General features: G+C 45.0%; 20 protein-coding genes. 10 read left to right on the top strand and 10 right to left on the bottom strand.

What is annotated here, in order from left to right:
- Window positions 1-1098 carry a trypsin-like peptidase domain-containing protein gene (locus PHP90_RS07540; RefSeq protein WP_299927653.1) on the top strand — a complete coding sequence of 366 codons (1098 nt, stop codon included), beginning with the start codon at window positions 1-3 and terminating at the stop codon, window positions 1096-1098.
- Window positions 1099-1150: 52 nt separating this feature from the next.
- Here PHP90_RS07540 and PHP90_RS07535 read toward each other — a convergent pair whose 3' ends face one another.
- A complete protein-coding gene (locus PHP90_RS07535; protein WP_299927650.1) occupies window positions 1151-1768 on the bottom strand; it encodes a DUF502 domain-containing protein in 618 nt (205 codons plus the stop codon).
- Window positions 1769-1858: 90 nt separating this feature from the next.
- Here PHP90_RS07535 and PHP90_RS07530 point away from each other — a divergent pair, with 90 nt between their 5' ends.
- Genes PHP90_RS07530 through PHP90_RS07520 form a run of 3 tightly spaced genes read left to right on the top strand, consistent with a single transcriptional unit; the run spans window position 1859 to window position 5595 of the window.
- Complete coding sequence (locus PHP90_RS07530) at window positions 1859-3811, top strand: M3 family metallopeptidase (protein ID WP_299927646.1); 1953 nt, start codon at window positions 1859-1861, stop codon at window positions 3809-3811.
- Entirely contained in the window at window positions 3812-4819 is a 1008-nt protein-coding gene (locus tag PHP90_RS07525) for an endonuclease/exonuclease/phosphatase family protein (RefSeq protein WP_299927643.1), read from the top strand.
- 23 nt (window positions 4820-4842) lie between these two features.
- Entirely contained in the window at window positions 4843-5595 is a 753-nt protein-coding gene (locus PHP90_RS07520) for a CHAD domain-containing protein (RefSeq protein ID WP_299927640.1), read from the top strand.
- Here the strand turns inward: PHP90_RS07520 and ung are convergent.
- The 4 genes from ung to purH all read right to left on the bottom strand — a co-directional run bounded on the left by ung (window position 5570) and on the right by purH (window position 9210).
- Window positions 5570-6244 (bottom strand): uracil-DNA glycosylase, encoded by a 675-nt coding sequence (ung, locus tag PHP90_RS07515; protein ID WP_299927638.1) that lies wholly within the window; start codon window positions 6242-6244, stop codon window positions 5570-5572. The genes PHP90_RS07520 and ung overlap by 26 nt on opposite strands.
- The gene (locus PHP90_RS07510; protein WP_299927635.1) at window positions 6244-6630 is read right to left on the bottom strand and encodes a helix-turn-helix transcriptional regulator; all 387 of its coding nucleotides are present in this window, start codon (window positions 6628-6630) and stop codon (window positions 6244-6246) included. Before PHP90_RS07510 ends, ung begins: the two co-directional genes overlap by 1 nt.
- 2 nt (window positions 6631-6632) lie before the next feature.
- Window positions 6633-7526 carry a J domain-containing protein gene (locus PHP90_RS07505; RefSeq protein ID WP_299927633.1) on the bottom strand — a complete coding sequence of 298 codons (894 nt, stop codon included), beginning with the start codon at window positions 7524-7526 and terminating at the stop codon, window positions 6633-6635.
- A 148-nt stretch (window positions 7527-7674) separates the two neighbouring features.
- A complete protein-coding gene (gene purH / locus PHP90_RS07500) occupies window positions 7675-9210 on the bottom strand; it encodes a bifunctional phosphoribosylaminoimidazolecarboxamide formyltransferase/IMP cyclohydrolase (protein WP_299927630.1) in 1536 nt (511 codons plus the stop codon).
- Window positions 9211-9304: 94 nt separating this feature from the next.
- On the opposite strand from purH, the gene PHP90_RS07495 reads away from it, so the two are divergent.
- Window positions 9305-9799, top strand: a complete 495-nt coding sequence (locus PHP90_RS07495; protein ID WP_299927627.1) for a DNA-deoxyinosine glycosylase — start codon at window positions 9305-9307, stop codon at window positions 9797-9799.
- On the opposite strand, the gene PHP90_RS07490 is transcribed toward PHP90_RS07495, so the two are convergent.
- Genes PHP90_RS07490 through PHP90_RS07470 form a run of 5 tightly spaced genes read right to left on the bottom strand, consistent with a single transcriptional unit; the run spans window position 9788 to window position 13876 of the window.
- Window positions 9788-10588 carry a serine hydrolase gene (locus PHP90_RS07490; RefSeq protein WP_299927625.1) on the bottom strand — a complete coding sequence of 267 codons (801 nt, stop codon included), beginning with the start codon at window positions 10586-10588 and terminating at the stop codon, window positions 9788-9790. The genes PHP90_RS07495 and PHP90_RS07490 overlap by 12 nt on opposite strands.
- A gap of 58 nt (window positions 10589-10646) precedes the next feature.
- A complete protein-coding gene (locus PHP90_RS07485; protein WP_299927622.1) occupies window positions 10647-11396 on the bottom strand; it encodes a metal ABC transporter permease in 750 nt (249 codons plus the stop codon).
- A complete protein-coding gene (locus tag PHP90_RS07480) occupies window positions 11384-12253 on the bottom strand; it encodes a zinc ABC transporter substrate-binding protein (RefSeq protein ID WP_299927620.1) in 870 nt (289 codons plus the stop codon). The genes PHP90_RS07485 and PHP90_RS07480 overlap by 13 nt, the downstream gene beginning before the upstream one ends.
- 9 nt (window positions 12254-12262) lie before the next feature.
- Entirely contained in the window at window positions 12263-13555 is a 1293-nt protein-coding gene (locus PHP90_RS07475) for a hypothetical protein (RefSeq protein ID WP_299927617.1), read from the bottom strand.
- 51 nt (window positions 13556-13606) lie between these two features.
- Window positions 13607-13876: a hypothetical protein gene (locus PHP90_RS07470; protein WP_299927614.1), complete on the bottom strand. Its 270-nt coding sequence runs from the start codon at window positions 13874-13876 to the stop codon at window positions 13607-13609.
- Between the two features lie 54 nt (window positions 13877-13930).
- On the opposite strand from PHP90_RS07470, the gene PHP90_RS07465 reads away from it, so the two are divergent.
- From PHP90_RS07465 to PHP90_RS07445, 5 genes are all read left to right on the top strand, one after another.
- The gene (locus PHP90_RS07465; RefSeq protein WP_299927611.1) at window positions 13931-15049 is read left to right on the top strand and encodes an ABC transporter permease; all 1119 of its coding nucleotides are present in this window, start codon (window positions 13931-13933) and stop codon (window positions 15047-15049) included.
- Window positions 15046-15801, top strand: coding sequence for an ATP-binding cassette domain-containing protein (locus PHP90_RS07460; RefSeq protein ID WP_299927608.1), 756 nt, complete (start codon window positions 15046-15048; stop codon window positions 15799-15801). Before PHP90_RS07465 ends, PHP90_RS07460 begins: the two co-directional genes overlap by 4 nt.
- Window positions 15785-16753, top strand: a complete 969-nt coding sequence (locus PHP90_RS07455) for an MlaD family protein (RefSeq protein WP_299927605.1) — start codon at window positions 15785-15787, stop codon at window positions 16751-16753. The genes PHP90_RS07460 and PHP90_RS07455 overlap by 17 nt, the downstream gene beginning before the upstream one ends.
- Before the next feature lie 2 nt (window positions 16754-16755).
- The gene (locus PHP90_RS07450) at window positions 16756-17358 is read left to right on the top strand and encodes an ABC-type transport auxiliary lipoprotein family protein (RefSeq protein WP_299927602.1); all 603 of its coding nucleotides are present in this window, start codon (window positions 16756-16758) and stop codon (window positions 17356-17358) included.
- The coding region (locus PHP90_RS07445; RefSeq protein WP_299927599.1) for a 6-phosphofructokinase at window positions 17355-18044 on the top strand (690 nt) is incomplete at its 3' end. The genes PHP90_RS07450 and PHP90_RS07445, both read left to right, overlap by 4 nt.

The following is an 18044-nucleotide window of genomic DNA, read 5'->3' as shown; positions in this document are numbered from 1 at the left end:
ATGAATACAGCAACCCAAAAAATGGTCGAGCAGACAATCGAAAGTATCGTCCAGATTACCAACCCCTACGGAAGCGGAAGCGGATTTTTGATCGATGGCCTCATTATCACCAACTCCCATGTCGTCAGCGGACTGAAAGAGGTGCTCATCAGTACCAAAACGCTTCCTAAAACCATCGGAACGGTAGTCTATGATGATCCGGCATTCGATCTTGCATTTATCCGTTCTCCGATCCCTATAGAGCGAAATCATCCTCTAGTCCTCTCAACAGAGTCCGTTCAAGACGGAGACGGAGTTATCGCAATCGGCCATCCCTACGGTCTGAACTACTCTACAACGGAAGGAATCGTTTCCAAAGCATCTCGATTGCAAGGAGAAGTGGAATACATCCAATTTGATGCCGCAATCAATCCGGGAAACAGCGGAGGGCCGCTGCTCAACGAAGCAGCGAAAGTGATCGGCGTTAACACCTTTATTATCCAAAATTCAAATAATCTCGGATTTGCCCTCCCCGCCTATACCCTCAAAGAAGCATTGGATCAGTTTAATGCACTGAAACAAAGTGACATCATCCGATGTGTCTCCTGCAAAAATTTGATTCTTGAGCCGACCATCCAAAACGACTATTGCCCTAAATGCGGTACAAAACTAGAAGTTGCCAAACGTCGGCGCGAAGGGTATACTCCATCAGGTGTTGTAGCATTGGTCGAAAAGATTTTGGAAAAGTTGGAAATCAATGTTACCCTTTCTCGCCGAAGTCAGAGAAGCTGGCGTTTTGAGAGAGAAAAATCGCGTATCGATATCAACTACTACGATAACGGAATTGTAATTGCCGATTCGGCACTTTGCCGTATCCCGCAGGAAAATATTGATCTATTGTATGATTATCTTCTGAGTGAAAATACGAAGTTGGAACGGTTGCAATTTGCGATTAATGAAAATACCGTTTACCTCTCCTATATTGTTGTAGATTCTTCTTTGAGCGAAGCGTATGGAACCGCGTCACTCAAAAAACTTTTTGACAATGCTCCGCTCTATCAAAAACTCCTCATCGAGCGGTTTAAAGCGTTGGAACCGAAGTTTGATGAGTTTGAATAAGTTAATTCTGCCTCGAACGAGGCAAGCTTTAGTGCCATAGCGGCTAGCGTAGCTAATGGGATTTTATTTCATTAGCGTTCTGAATCAGCATGGATACTTTTTCTTTTTGTGGAAAGTCAGCTCCCATACTAATGATGAACGATGAGGCTTCCTGAAGAGAGAGCGACGTTTTTTTAATCAATGATTCATCCACCAGCACCGTATATCCGCTTGTAGGATTCGGAGAGGTCGGGATAAATACAACACAAATATTTTCATGACGATTGAGCAGATAGGCCGGAACCCACAATCCCTCTTTGGGATATTCAACCAAGACAACCTCTTTTTTCGTTCCGTCCTCACCGCCGGAGAGCATAGCTGCGAGTTTTTTTGAAACCGAATAGACAGAACGGATAGCAGGGATTTTATCAAAAGTGCTGTCAATCATCGAGACAAAAATTGATCGCCCGTATTTTTCAATCGAAAATCCAAGCAATGCAAAAACAGCGATAACCCCTGCCATCAATGCTAAAGTCAATTCAAATGAATCGGTATAATCGTGCAATGATAAATAGGCACTTATTCCGAGATTTTTCAGATAGTTGACCACCACGATTACCAAAATCAAGGGGAACAAGGATAATGCTCCGACAAAGATATAACGAAGTAGTAGTTTGATTTTTGCACTCATTTTAATAAACCTTTATTCTATGACAAATTGTCGAATTATAGAATACTTTTTGATACACTTTACTACAATAACGCAACTATAGGAGATACTATGCAACCATTTGCCGATTTTAAACTTGATTTAGAGACCTTTATACCCGATTTAAGTGCCTTAATCGAAATTAACCATAAAACGATTGCCGATTCACTGGCAATACCGAATAAAACCTATGCCAATTTTGTCCGCCCTTTTGATTTGATGGAAGAAGATATGGAACTTTTATTTACTCCGTTATCCCATATCAATGCCGTTAAAAATTCGGAAGAATCCCAAAAAGTCTATGCGGATGCCCTCCCGATTCTCACCGACTATTCCACCTTTATCGGTCAAAACCTCGCTATCTATGAAGCGTTTAAAGTAATCAAAGAGAACGAATACGATACTCTCAATACGGAAGAACGCCGTATTTTGGATCTCAATATTCTCCATTTTGAACTTGCAGGTGCCCATCTGGATGATGCCTCCAAACAACGCCTCTCAGAAATCAATCTTCGTAAAAGCACTCTGACAAATGACTTTTCCCAAAATGTTTTGGATGCAACCAACGCTTATGAAAAAATCATAACGGATGCCGCCGATGTTGAAGGAATCCCCGAAAGTGATTTGGAAAATGCCCGTTTCGAAGAAGACGGCGTTAGCAAATACCGTTTTACCCTTCAAATGCCCTCATATATCGCTTATATGACCTATGGACCGAACCGTTCTATCCGAGAGGAGCTGTACCGTGCCTACACGACCCGTGCACCCCAAAACGGTGTAATTATCGATGAGTTGATGGCGCTTCGCCAAGAGAGTGCACAACTCTTAGGCTTTGAGAACTATGCCGAGTATTCTCTCGCCTCCAAAATGGCTCCGAGCACTGAAAGTGTTTTGGATTTTTTAAACTCCCTTGTTGAGGCTTCCCGTAAGCAAGGGATGCGTGAGCTTGAAGAACTGCGTGCCATCGCTCCGGGTATCGATTTACAAAGCTACGACACCGCCTACTACGGTGAAATCCTCAAAAAAGCGCAATACGATATCGATGAAGAGGAATATCGTCCCTATTTTGAACAACGCAGTGTGATGAATGGAATGTTTACCTTCCTGAACGTACTGTTCGGTATCCGTTTTGAAGAAATTGAGTTAAGCCTTTGGGATGACAAGGCAAGTGCCTATGATGTTTATGAAGATGACGAACTTATGGCTCGCGTCTATTTTGACCTCGAATCCCGCAAAAATAAACGCGGCGGCGCATGGATGAATAATTTCCAAACCCACCATTGTGACACGGCCGGGTGTACCCATCTTTCCAGTGCTTTTGTCGTATGTAATTTTCCCCCCTCTTCTGAAACATCCCCATCACTCCTGCGCCATGATGATGTTGTCACCCTCTTTCACGAGATGGGGCACACGCTTCATCACCTTTTGAGCAAGGTTAAAGAACACGGAGTCAGCGGCGTCAACGGTGTTGAATGGGATGCAGTCGAATTTCCTTCTCAGTTTTTGGAAAATTTTGCGTATGAGCCTAAAGTGCTGAAACTGTTTGCAAAACACCATGAAACCGGTGAAATTCTCAGTGATGAGATGATCGCCAAACTGATTCGAGCCAAAAACTTTCAAAGCGGTATGTTTATGTTACGGCAGGTCGAATTTTCCCTTTTTGATTTCGAACTTCATTCAAAGCTCTATCAAGGGGACGAGATCCAAAATCTTCTGAACAGTGTTCGTGCGAAAACCGCTCTTATCCGACCTCCTGAATATAACAAATTCCAAAACGGATTCAGCCATATTTTCAGCGGCGGATACAGTGCCGGATATTACAGCTATAAATGGGCGGAAGTACTCAGTGCCGATGCTTATTACGCCATTGTGGATGAAGGTGTTTTCGGCTCAGAACTCGCACGAAAGTATAAAGATGTCGTACTGGCCAAAGGGGGATCGCAAAGCATGCAGGAGCTGTTTGTAGAGATGATGGGTCGTGAATGCGAAAGCAAAAATCTCCTCCGTTTGAGCGGAATCGAATAAGTGCGATTTCTGTGGCTATTGACATTATTGATGTCGCTTTTAGGAGGGGTCGAAGTGAAAATCGCAACCTATAACGTTGAAAATCTGTTCGACATGAACAATGACGGCACCGAGTATGAAGAGTACGTCCCTAACGGTTCGTGGGGGTGGGATGATGCCATGTATCGGACAAAACTGCGCCATACGGCAACTGTCATCAAAGATATCGGAGCCGATATTATCGGTTTAGAGGAAATCGAGTCCGAAACAGCGCTCAAAGATCTCAAAGCCGAGCTCAACCGCCAAGGTCTGTACTACCAATATTATGCATTTGCACGCACTCCGAATTCGGCGGTCAATACAGCCCTTCTCAGCCGCTATCCGATTCAAAGTGCCCTCAAGCTTCCGGTTAGCCGCAATGGAAAATACCGTGATATTTTAGAAGCCAAAATCAACATCAACAATCAAATACTGCGTGTTTTCGTCAACCATTGGAAATCAAAAAGCGGCCCCGAGAGTGAACGGATAGCCTGTGCAAAACGCCTTCTTCTGCGACTCAACGAGCTTCCTAAAGATGAGCCGTTTATCCTGATAGGTGATTTTAACTCCCATTACGAAGAGTACAAAACATTTCTTAAAAGTCGTAAACACAATGATACCGATGGGATTACGGGAATCAATAACATTCTCAAAACAATTGATGACGAGGGAAATCCCATCACGTACACTTCGCTCCAAACCTCTAATGGGTCGCTCTATAATCTTTGGTATGAAATTGACGAAGACAAACGATGGAGCCATCAGTACAAAGGGAAAGGAGAAGGGTTGGATAATATCATCATCTCTCCGGCATTAGCGGATGGTGAAGGTATGGAGTATGTACGGGGAAGTTTCGGACGATTCGATCCTCCCTATCTCTTTAACAAGGGAAAAATCTATCGATGGCAGCAAAGCCGCAATTACCCTAAACACCATTTGGGAGAGGGATATTCCGATCATCTTCCGATTTACGCTTTGCTTCGATTGTAATTTTTTGTGTGTATAATGAGGTCATGAAACCGACACCCTTAACCCAATACCTGTTATATCAGTTATACCACGGTCGAATCAAATTCCAGGAATTTCGTAAAGACCGCCATCCTGCCAGCTTGCACGCATTTAGAATTGCCATGCGTAAAGTCAGATCGATTTCAAAATTATTACTCGATGAGAGCTTTGCTTTTCCGGAATTTTTAAAAGAAGGGATAAAAGTAACCAACGATCTTAGAGAACTCGACGTATTGATCGGATCCCTCGAAAAATATCCTAAAATCCGCAAAGAGCTTATGCTGATACGCCCCAAACAGTTAGAAGAGCGTTTAAGCGAACTCTTTTGTGAAGCTCTGTTACAAAATCTGGATGCCACATACACCCTGATCTATGAAAATGATCCTGCAATTTTCCGAGAAATCGCCGTCCAAAAAGTGCTCACACACTACCAACATTGTCTTGATGAACTCAATGCCCTGACTGGGGATGAAAAACCGAAAGATTTGCACAAACTTCGTATCATGTTCAAAGATGCCCGTTACGGATTTGAATTTCTAAATGTCTCAGACCTTCATCCATCAGCAGAACTGATCGATTATTGCAAAACAATGCAGGAGAGATTGGGACACGTGCAGGACTATGTCAACCAGCTCGAATGGCTCACGTCTTTTGCAACCGAAAATCCGGCGCTGGATCTCAGCGAACTGATTGCAAAACGGAAGAAAAAACTCAAAAAGCTCAAAGAATCGGCTAAAGGCACCATTCGATCGGTTTAATTCCCTGAGCTTTGAGATAGTCGTTAGACTGGCTAAAAGGTTTTGAACCAAAAAACCCCCGATACGATGAGAGAGGGGAAGGGTGCGGTGCTTTGAGGATAAGATGTTTAGTTGCATCGATCAGTGAAGCTTTTTTCCCCGCAGGAGCTCCCCACAAGATAAAAACAATATGCTCTCTCTCTTCACTCAATGTTCGAATAACCTGATCGGTAAACCGCTCCCATCCTCGATCTTTATGGGAAAACGGTTCACCCGAGCGAACGGTAAGCAGCGTGTTAAGAAGCAATACCCCCTCATGCGCCCAATGGCTCAAATCCCCGCTTTTAGGATACGGACAGCCGATATCAGCGACCAGTTCTTTAAAAATATTTTGCAGGGACGGGGGAAGTGCAATGCCGTGTTGAACCGAAAATGAAAGTCCATGCGCCTGCCCTGCTCCGTGGTAGGGGTCTTGTCCTAATATAACGACTTTTACGGAATCAAAAGGGGTGGAGTTGAAAGCATTGAAAATATGGCTCCCCTGAGGGAAAATAGTGTAGTTATTTTTCTCTTCGCCCAAAAAAGCTTTGAGTTCCTCCATATACGGATGGGCGAACTCCGTTTTTAACGCCTCTTTCCAGCTTTCATGTATGACAGGACTTATTGCCATTATTTAAGAATATCATCATCAAAGATGACCATTTCGTAGATACTTCGTTTCGTGACCAAAGATTTTTCCGGAGGTACACCGCTGGAAGAACGCATCCGAGCGATTTCTGCGCGCAGTTCCATCATCTCTTGCTCCATCGCTTCCATTTTATCTTTGAGACGGATTACAACATCAACACCGGCGAGATTTACCCCTACTTCACGGGTTAGACGAAGAATCATTTTGATTTTTTCAATGTCACGTTGTGAATACAATCGGATACGCCCGTCCGAGCGTGAAGGGGTAATCAAATTTTCACGTTCATATTGACGAAGGGTTTGAGGATGAATATCCAAAATCTTCGCAACGATACTAATCATATAAACCGGTTCGTCAAAATGGTGCATGATTACGCTCCTTGTGGTAGAGATTGTTTCATTTGCTCGACCAATGCGGGGTCGATTTTATCAACAGGCGGCAGAACAATATTCGCTTTCAAAAACAGATCTCCGCGCACGTTGGTTTGACGGTTCATAACACCCATCTCTTTTAGACGGAAACGCTGACCGTTCTTTGTATTTTCAGGGACTTTGAGCGTTACTTCTTTTTCAAGGGTTTGAACGCTCACTTTACCGCCGAACAGTGCCGCATAGAGTGGGACGTTAAACGTCTTAATAAGGGTATCCCCTTCTCGCTCATATTCGTTGTTTGGTGAGATATCAATTCGGAGGTACAGATCACCGATCTGGTTGCCGGCACGTTTCCCTTTTCCCCGAACACGGAGTTTTTCGCCGCTTTTAATCCCTGCGGGAATTTTGATATCAAAACTCTCCCCTGAGAGACTGATGGAGTGTTTTCCGCCCAAGACCGCAACGGCAAAAGGAATTGTGACATTGGCATCAATGTCGAGATTCATCCCTCCACCGCCGAAGCCACCGCCAAATCCGGCATTCCCGCCGAAGCCGCCAAATCCGCCGCCACCGAATCCTCCACCGGCACCACCGCCACCGAACATACTTCGCAGTATCTCATCCAAATCGACATTCCCGCCCTGCCCTCGGGCAAAATCATGGAAGTCCTGTCCGCCGAACATCGAATCCCCGTACTGATCGTATTTGGCACGTTTTTCTTTGTCACTTAAAACTTCATACGCCGCATTAATCTCTTTGAATTTCTCTTCGGCTGAAGGATCTTTGTTCACGTCGGGATGGTATTGACGAGCCAGTTTTCGATACGCTTTTTTAATCTCGGCTTCGCTTGCGCCCGGTGCGATTTCGAGTGTAGTATATAAACTTTTTGACATTTTTTAATCCTATATTTAGCATAGTAATTTATTTGTAGAATATTATAGCACCAAGTTTGAGTCAATGTCAATCAAGGTTTAAAAGAAGAGTTCGTTAAATAGGGGGAAAAGAGAGTTTTAAACTTGCGCCATAGAGGCGCAAATGTTTTTAGTGTAAAAAGTGGCGAACACCTGTGAAATAGAGTGCCATACCGTGTTCATCTGCCGCCGCGATGACTTCTTCATCACGCACCGAACCGCCCGGTTGGATAACAGTTTTAACACCTGCACCCGCCGCCGCATCGATCGAATCACGGAATGGGAAAAACGCTTCGGAAGCAAGAGCTGAACCGCTTACATCCAGCCCCATCTCTTCAGCTTTGCGAAGAGCACAGCGTGCCGCATCGACACGAGACGTCATTCCCATACCGACTGCTACCATCGCCGCATCTTTGACGTAAACAACACAGTTTGATTTGGTCAAAGAAGCCACTTTGTACGCGATCTCCGCATCTTTTAATGCCGCATCACTGGCGACGTGTTTCGTTACCAATTTAGCATTTTTCACTTCGTCCGCAGTGACTCTGTCCGCATCTTGGAATACAAATCCGCCGTCGATGTGTTTGAAGTCGATCGCATCGTTGCTGAGGCTGATACGATCGCTTCCGTATTCGAACAGTTTAAGACGTTTTTTCGGCTCGAATACGGCACGTGCTTCCTCATCGATAGATCCTGCAATGATCACTTCAAGGAACATTTCGTTCATTTTTTCTGCAAGTTCTTTGGTCACGACACCGTTTACTGCTACAACTCCACCGAACGCTGAAATCGGATCGCATTTAAGCGCTTCGTTGTAGGCATCGAGAAGATTTTCACGGATCGCAAACCCGCATGGGTTACCATGTTTAACGATACAAATCGCATTCTCATCTCCGAACGCTGCCGCAATTTTTACCGCCCCGCTGATGTCGGTGAGGTTGTTGAAGCTCGCTTCCCCTTTGAGGGTTTTGAAGTTTTTAGAGAAAAACGCGTCAAACTCGTACAATCCCCCTTTTTGGTGCGGGTTTTCGCCGTAACGGGTATCCATCACTTTGTTTCCGACGATGAACTGCTTCGCACCCATACCGTTGTTAAAACGTTTGTTCATGTAATTAGCAATCATCGAATCATACGCCGCGGTATGTTCATACGCTTTGATCATCAAATCACGGCGGAATTCCATCGTGTTTTCACCGTTAGCAATCGCATTGAGAACGAGTGAGTAATCTGACGGATCGGTAAGGATGATCACGCTGTCAAAATTTTTCGCCGCAGAGCGCACCATCGCCGGACCGCCGATGTCGATGTTTTCGATGATCTCTTCGAAATCATCCGTTTTCTCGATCGTTGCTTTGAACGGATAGAGGTTGACACACACCAAATCGATCGCTTCGACACCGAGTTCTACCGCTTGGTCGAGGTGCGATTGTTTGTCACGTCGGTGCAAGATACCGCCGTGGATGTACGGATTGAGAGTTTTAACACGCCCTTCAAAACACTCAGGGAATTTGGTCACCTCATCGATCTCGATCGCACTTACGCCTGCATCCCGTAACATTTTGTACGTTCCGCCCGTAGAGATGATCTGATACTCCAAACCGATAAGAGATTTGGAAAACTCAACGATGTTGCTTTTATCGCTGACACTGAGCAGTGCACGTTTCATGCAGTTCCTTTGATTGGGTTTCTACCCTGAATTAATGGCGGAATTGTAACAAATGGTGGTTTAGGGGAAGGTAAATTGAGGTAAAATAATTATTATGCAGTACTTTATCCATCCCTTTCCTCCTATCCTTGGTGAAAACACCCGAATCCTCTTTTTAGGAAGTTTTCCCAGCATCGCATCGTTCGAGCAAGCCTTTTACTATGCCCATCCTCGAAATGCCTTTTGGCCGATTATCGAAGAGGTTTTTGATGTGAAACTTGAAAACAACGAAGCAAAAAAAGCATTTTGTTTGGAAAAGGGGATCGGCTTATGGGATGTCATCGGCTCATGTGAGCGGAGTAATTCGAGCGATACGAATCTCAAAAACTGTATCCCGAATGATTTTCAAAAACTACTAAAAGATTATCCCAATATCCGAGCACTCGGGTTTACGGGAAAGAAAAGTCATGATCTGTTTATGAAATATTTTAAAGATTTGGAAGTGGAGAAGGTCTTGCTTCCGTCCACCTCACCTGCCCATGCGGCGATGAAGCGTGAAGTAAAAACAAAAATTTATAAAGAATTTTTAGACAAGTTTTTAACTGTTTAATACCTGCTCAAAAATATTTTTAGCCGTCTTCCAGCGGTCTTCTTTGGAATGCATCATAACGATTACGCAATCTTTGCCGTCTTTTTTCGCCCGTGCGATCAAACACGCTCCGGCTTTCGAGGTATACCCTGTTTTGATCCCTACGGCATATTCGTATCGGTTGAGCAATCGGTTGTGGGTATATGCCCAAAATTTCTTGTGGGTATTTTGTGAGTAGTAGGTGTAGTTGTTGAGTTTGCTGATCTCATTGAATTTTCGATTTTTGATCGCATACTCGGTCAATTTCATCAGATCATTCGGTGTCGAGTAGTGATCTTTGTCATCATAGCCGCAGGGGTTTTCAAAATGGGTATGATTCATACCGATCCGTTTGGCCTGTTTGTTCATCATTTTTACAAAGTTCTCTTCATCCCCTCCGACCGCAATCGCAATCGCTTTTGCCGCATCATTGTCCGACTGGATCATCGCCGCTTTGACCAAATCACTGAGTACGATCTGATCCCCCCGCTTATACCCTGCTATGGTCGGTTCGACCTTGGTCATTTCACGTGTGATCGTGACGACATGATTCATTTTCCCGCTGTTGATCGCAAGCAATGCGGTCATCACTTTTGTCAAACTGGCAGGCTTTAGATTCTTGTCACCCTCTTTTGAATACAAAACATGTTTGGTCTTTAAATCTTTTACCACCATCGCATCAATCTTTAGATTATCCAGTTTATGTTTATCAATAGCGCCAAACAGGCTTATGGATACAGCGGCACATAGCCCTAAAATTTTTATTATCATTTTTATTTTCCTTCGCAATTCTATAGTTCGCTTCAAGCAAACGACGTGCCAATATTGCCTATGCACGGCGCTTTTCAAGCCATAAAACACTTATCAGTGTTATCAATGTTCCGACAAATACGATGCTATACCCTGTCGGCCAATCGTAATGATACGAAAGTACCAATGCCAAAGATACAAAAAACCATCCATATCCCCATCCAAACAATATCGGCTTAATTCGCTTTTGCAGTAATGCAACCAATGCAGGAGCAATCAGGAGCGTAAAGACTACCAACACACCCGCTAATGGAACCGATGTCGTGACCATCACGGAAAGAAGTGCAAAGAAAAAAAGTTCTTTCAAAAACCCGCTGAGTTTGGGATAGATGAAATAATACAGCACTGCAATCACGCCGTAAACTCCCGCTGCTTTTAATATCTCATAGTTCATAACAAATAAAATATCATTGGCCATCAAACGTTTAAACAGCTCATCCCCCTCACTGCCGGCACTTAGGACGATCATGACCGATGAAGCTCCCAGTGCATACAACAAACCGATAAACGCTTCGATATGACGGCTGTTTTGAGTGGCATAGGCGATAAGCATTGCACCGCAGAGGGCAAAACCCAAACTCAGGGGAAGCTGATATTTTCCTTCGAAAAATGCGCTGCTGATGGCGATCCCGACTGCAGCGATCTGTCCGACTGCGAGGTCAGTGAAAATCACCCCGCGTCGAATGATCTCCAGACCGAAAATCGTATGGATACCGACCAAAATAAAGGCCAGTATCAAAACCGGCCATAAAATCTCTAACGCGGACACGTTTGTGCTACCAAGGAATCAAACCATATATCCAGTGATCCATTTCCTGCATCATGGGCTAAAACAACCGCTTTGGCACCCGATTTTTCGGCAATGAATTGAGCGGTTTTCGGTTCATGATAATCATCTTGTACGATTAACGGAATCTTTTCACTGCGGATTTGAGTGATCACTTCCATTGTGTGTTTGGAACTCGGCGAAATTCCCGGCAGCGGTTCGATCGTTGCAGCGGTACGGATGCCGTAACGGTTAAAAAAGTAATTGAAAAGTTCATGATACTGAACGACCTCTGTATTGCGGCATGGTGCCATTGCCGCATCCCATTGCTTTAGCTTATCCGACCAGTGTTTTGCAAATGCGTCGTAATTGGCGTGATAAACGCTTTTGTTTGAAGGGTCTATAGCGGAAAGCTTAAGCATAATCACTTTTGCCAGTGTCGGCATGATATGCGGATCGAGTGCGTAATGAGGGTTCCCTTCCGCATGGACATCTCCTTGTGCACGGCTCAGTGAGGCCGGTTTATCAATCATTTTGACGTATTTGGAAAGATCCAAATACCCCTCCGAACCCTGAATGATTTTAGCGTTGTTGGCCTGCGCCAAAAGCGGCGGAATCCACCCGATCTCCAAACCGCCTCCGTTGAGAATCAACAAATCGCTGGAGCGCAATATCCCGATGTACGAAGGACGCGGTGTGACGAAATGCGGATCTGATGATGCAGAGGCGATGACGCTCACCTCGGCTTTATCCCCGGCAACGGTTTTAACCAATTCACCGATATACGGGTACGCCGCAGCGACATGGACCGATGCGAAGATCGGCAGTGAGCACAACAGTGCTATGAGTATTTTTTTCATTTGCTTTCCTTAAAATGCGTGAGCGCCGTGAGCGCCGAGTTCGAGTGTGTAGTTGAGCATTACTTCATGAATCGTTTTTGCCTGATCGTCGATGTATTTCGAATGATCCTGATTGTATTGGAGGCGGAAACGGGAGAATTCGAACGGTTTGTACTCGAGTTTTACGCTTGAACGGTGCAAGTGATTGATACTCGTTAGAGGATCGCCTGTTCGGTTTTGATAGATATCGTCGTAACGAATTCCCGTTGCCCAGTTCTCATCGATTTTATAAAGCAGTTCCGAGTAATATCCTGATTGTTTTTGAGTCATACGCTCTATGTCTTTATCCCGCTGCATCCACTCATTCTGCCAAATCAGTTGTCCGTAGTCTGCAAGTGGATACTCCAGTGTCAAATCAGCTCCGTACACACGTGTTTGACCATAGTCTGTAAAACTGTCCGGTATCGGGTCGCCCAATCCATCGAGATTTTGAACTTCTGATTTTCCCTGCGCATAGCTCAGACCTGCCAAGAGTGTCGCATCTCCGACATCGGTACTGGTTTTCAAATATCCAACAGCGGTGGAAGCCGACTCTTTGGCACTGAATCCCTGATTTGGGTTGCCGTTAAAGAGTTCAAATCCCGCCATCAGATACAGCGGCGTTGGAGCCACCCACTGCAGCTGAGCCCCCGCTCCACCGAGCCCGTCTGGGCCGAACAGGGCATTGTTGATGAGTTCTTGATCTTCGAAATTCCAGGCGTGATGGTGTTTTTCATTCACCCGGCCGAAGGCACTTTTAAATTTTCCGGCTTTAAAGCGAAATCCGTAATCGAGGGCTCGTGTGACAAAATAGGCCTCTTCGATTTCAACTCCGCCGTCTCCGTGGATATGAAAAATAGCGCTCGCATCCAAATACGGATCAACCGTCGAGCTCATCGCCACTTCGGCGTAGTTGAGATTAAATCCGTCTTTTGCATTATACGGAACTTCCATAGCGCCCGCGTCTATGAATCCCGGAATAGAAGCATTAGCGTATTTGATATTGCTGACATTACGCGACGTGTATCCGCCGTTAAGAATCAGTGCAATATCCGGAAGCAGCGTTGTCACCGATGAAGTCGCTGTTTTTTCCATCGATTCGAGCGATTCTTCCTGAGCTGTCGCCTCCTTTGGGGCTTGTGCTTCCAAGGCTGCAATATGCTGCTGCATCTGCTCTAATTGCTGTTGCAACTGCGCCATTTGTTGTTTTAACTGTTCCACCTCAGTATTACCGGCAAACAATGCACCGCTGCATACGAGGGAGAGTACGGTTTTTTTGACCATAATATCTCCAATATAGGTATAAAAATAATAATGATTTAGATGTATAAAAGGTTATAAAGAAGGAGGTGCACGAGCATCGAAAGAGGTATGGAGACGTACTTGTACATGTGTAAAATCGGGTTGAAGAATGGCATCAAAATGAGGCAGATTAAAAAGGATCGGTTCGGAAACAGGGGCATCCGCACCGCTCATCATATTGTACGCATAACATTTGACACAATTGTCATGTTCGTTTAAGTCGTGGTGGATGTGAGTATTGGCGATACTCATCGATGCCATAAACCACAATAGTAAAATTAAGCGCAAACGAACCTTTTTCATAATCGCGATTATAACCAATATTCCACAATCAATTTCGTTTCGTTATAATGAGCCATGCAAAATTCAACACCTGCTAAAATCGAGATTGTTGATGACGTTTCTCACACACTGCTCCAATGCCGTGGTGTCTGGACATTACCCCATTTAAACCATGTTGCTTATATACTGGAAACACTGCATCCGAGGGCATCCGTCATTTGGGATGTATCTCAGATAGATGAAATCGATTCGGCAGGGATCGCACTGTGGCAGCTTTACACCCGCTCATTCGAGCAAGAGGGGATAGAATCCAAACTCGTCGGTGTCAAACAAGACCAAGACCAACTCTATAAACTCCTCTATTCCAAACCGCATGAAGCGCTTCAACCGCCTAAAGAGCCCTCTTGGCTATTTATTTTGGGACGTGAAACCCATCAAAACGTACTGGGAATCGGAAAATTTCTGGCTTTTTTGGGAGAAGCGTTTATCCTTTTACTCTATACGCTTCTCCACCCGAGTCAAATCCGCTACCGCTCCATCATGGCTCATATTTATGCTACCGGTGCTACTGCCCTTCCTATTATTGCGCTCAGTTCCTTTTTGATCGGGGTAGTTGTAGCGTACCAAAGTATTGTACAGTTGCAGAAATTCGGGGCCGATATTTTTATCGTCGATATGATCGGTATCTCACTGACGCGTGAACTCGCTCCGCTCATTACCGCCATCGTGGTAGCGGGACGAAGCGGTTCGGCGTTTACGGCACAAATCGGCGCGATGAAAATGACCCAAGAGATCGATGCCATGAAAACGATGGGATTTGACCCCTTTACTTTTTTGGTATGGCCGCGTGTCTTTGCATTGATGATCGTGATGCCTCTGCTGATCTTCTTTGCCGATCTTATCGGGATATTCGGAGGGATGGTGATTGCTCAAGCACAATCGCATTTGAGTTTCAGCGAATTTATCCACCGTCTTCAGGGGTCATTGCCGATCAAACACTACATCATCGGGATTGTCAAAGGACCGTTCTTCGCTTTTTTAATCGCGATGGTCAGTACCTATCGGGGATTTCAAGTCTCTTTAAATACCGAAAGTATCGGCCTTTACACAACAAAAAGTGTCGTCAACTCCATCTTTTTGGTCATTGCCTGTGATGCAATTTTCTCCGTTCTCCTCACGGAATTGAAACTATGAAACGGATCATGATCGAAGCACGTGATATTGTTACCGCATTCGGGGAGAGCATTATCCATGACCATATCAACTGTACCGTCTATGAAAACGAAATCTACGCCCTTTTAGGGGGAAGCGGATCGGGAAAATCGACACTGCTGCGCGAAATGATCTTACTGCAGCGTCCTCAAAGCGGAACTCTGAAAGTATTGGATTTTGATTTGGAGACGATCACCCCGCTCGAAGCACAGAGTCTCCGACGCCAATGGGGAGTATTGTTTCAATCAGGAGCGCTTTACTCTTCGCTCAGTGTCGGAGAAAACATTGCCATGCTTTATCATGAAAACACCGATCTTCCTCCCAAACTGATTGACGAGCTTATAGCTCTTAAAATTGATCTTGTCGGACTTCCCTCACATGCTCGCTATCTTTATCCCAGCGAACTCAGCGGCGGGATGATAAAGCGTGCAGCCCTCGCACGAGCTCTGGCGCTCGATCCGAAACTGCTCTTTTTGGATGAGCCTACTTCCGGTCTCGATCCGCTGAGCTCACGACAGTTTGATGCCTTGATTTGTGAATTACGTGACCTGCTGGGACTTACTGTAGTCATGGTGACACATGATTTGGATACTATACATCATAGCATCGATCGATTTGCATTACTGGGTGATAAAAAAGTGGTCGCAGAGGGTACTTTAAATGAAGTGCTTCAAATCAACCATCCGATCGTCAATTATTTCTTCCAAAAGGGGTCTTATGGAATCGAGAGTTAATTACACCGTCGTAGGGGTTTTTGTCTTGATTTTAGCATCAGCGCTCATTGCCTTTGCTTTTTGGCTCGGTAAGTACAATCAAGATGAAGGCAACTACCATCGTTATCGTGTCTATATCAAAGAGTCGGTTTCAGGACTGGCACCTGAAGCGGCAGTCAAGTTTCACGGGGTTGATGTCGGAATGGTCGAGTCGATCAAAATTAATCCGCGTAACAGCGAAGAGGTTGAGCTCACCCTTAAAATCAAAAAAGAGACTCCGATTAAAACCGACTCCAGTGCAGTACTCAAATTTTACGGTATCACAGGTCTGGCATTTATCGAAATTGTCGGAGGAAGCAAAGATGCCCCTCTGCTCACCACCAGCACCAATGCTATCGCCACTATTCCAACATCACCTTCGCTGATCACACGCCTTGATGAGTCACTCAGTAAAGTTGCTTCCAAGCTCTCCGTGACCTTGGATCGAGCCGATCAACTTTTCAGTGATAAAAATGTTCAGAACGTGGCTCAAACATTAGATCACCTTCGCTCTCTAACAGCGCAAATCGACGCATATCAAGTGCAGGTAAAACAACTTCTGGAACAAAGTCTTGTGTTGGAAACCAATGCCACCGAATCTATGGCATCCATGAAAGAGGCAGCTGTCAGTGTCAAAACCTCTTCCGGAAATTTCAACACTCTGATCCAGACCAAAATGACTACCACTCTCGAATCGCTCCAAGCTACCTCCGAGGAGAGTCATACACTGATTCGAAAACTTGAAGCCTCACTCGATCGCGGCGATTACGATGTCCGCGCCATTGCCGCCCCGGCATCGTCAGAACTGAGTGACCTGATTGACCAAACCCGTAGTCTCACCAATGAAATGGAATTGACGCTTCGCAATCTGCGCGAAAGTCCTTCCGATCTGTTGTTTAAAAAATCCACCCCAAAACCCGGACCCGGAGAATAACCATGCGATATCCCTATTTTTTATTGAGCCCTTTACTGATCATCGGGTGTTCCGCTCCGCTCACTCCACCTATCAGTGAATACACCATGCTTCCACATGAATTCTCTGTAAAAGAAAAAACACCCTTATCGTCTCATTCCTTGAGTATCGCTTCGAGTAAGACACTTCCATCACTTTCATCCAAAAACCTTTATTACCTGCGAAACGGAGGAGAAAGCGGAAGCTATCTTTACAGCCGTTGGAGCGATACTCCTTCAGTGTTGATCCAACAAATGCTTACTGCATCACTTGAAGAAAAAGGACTGTTTGCTTCACTTGTGCCTCCGACTTCTGCTGCACATGCTGACTGGGTGCTTGAATCGGATCTTAACGCTTTTTATCACCGTTTCCCTCAAGAGGGCCATAGCGACGGGTTTATCGATATCACCTATAGACTCGTCGATAGCGCGACTAAACGTCCCATCGGTTCAAAACGATTTATCGTAACCGTCCCTGCACCTACAGATGATGCAAAAGGGGGAGTCAATGCCCTCACCCAAGCAACCGGGCAACTTTGTACGGAAGTTACGGAATGGATAAGAAATCTTATACAGGAAAAAAGATGAAACAAAAAATAGCGATTCTCTGCTCCGGCGGAGATGTATCGGGAATGAACCCTGCCCTAAAACGGTTTGTCGAATATGCCTATGCCAAAGGGATGGAACCCTATTTTATTCACAGAGGATTTGAAGGGCTGATCGATAATCAGATTATTCCGGCCACCTACACCGATGTAGCAGGAATCATCACACGCGGAGGGACCAAGATCGGTTCTGCACGATCCGTCCGCTTTAAAGACCCGGAATACCGGGCTCTTGCGGCGAACAATCTCAAAGCCCTCGGAATTAGCATGCTGATCGTATTGGGGGGTGATGGAAGTTTTCGGGGTATGGAACGCTTTTATGCCGAACATGCCATCTCTTTTTGCGGAATTCCCTCTACAATCGACAACGATATCAATGGTACCGATTATTGTCTTGGTGTAGATACGGCACTGAACGTTATTAAAAATTCTATTGATGAAATCCGGGATACGGCATCCTCGTTTCGTCGTGCCTTTATCATCGAAACAATGGGACGAAATTGCGGCTATTTGGCGCTTGTTTCCGCTATTACCTCTGGTGCAGAGCTATGTATGATTCCTGAAATTCCGATCAATATCGAGGATTACAAAGGGTGTTTTCAGTCTCAAATAGCAAAAGGGCGCGATTATTTTATCGCCATCGTCTCCGAAGCACTGCAGAACAGTGAA

Source organism: Sulfuricurvum sp., from assembly GCF_028712165.1.
Classification (GTDB): domain Bacteria; phylum Campylobacterota; class Campylobacteria; order Campylobacterales; family Sulfurimonadaceae; genus Sulfuricurvum.
This window is presented reverse-complemented; position numbering and strand designations above follow the sequence as displayed.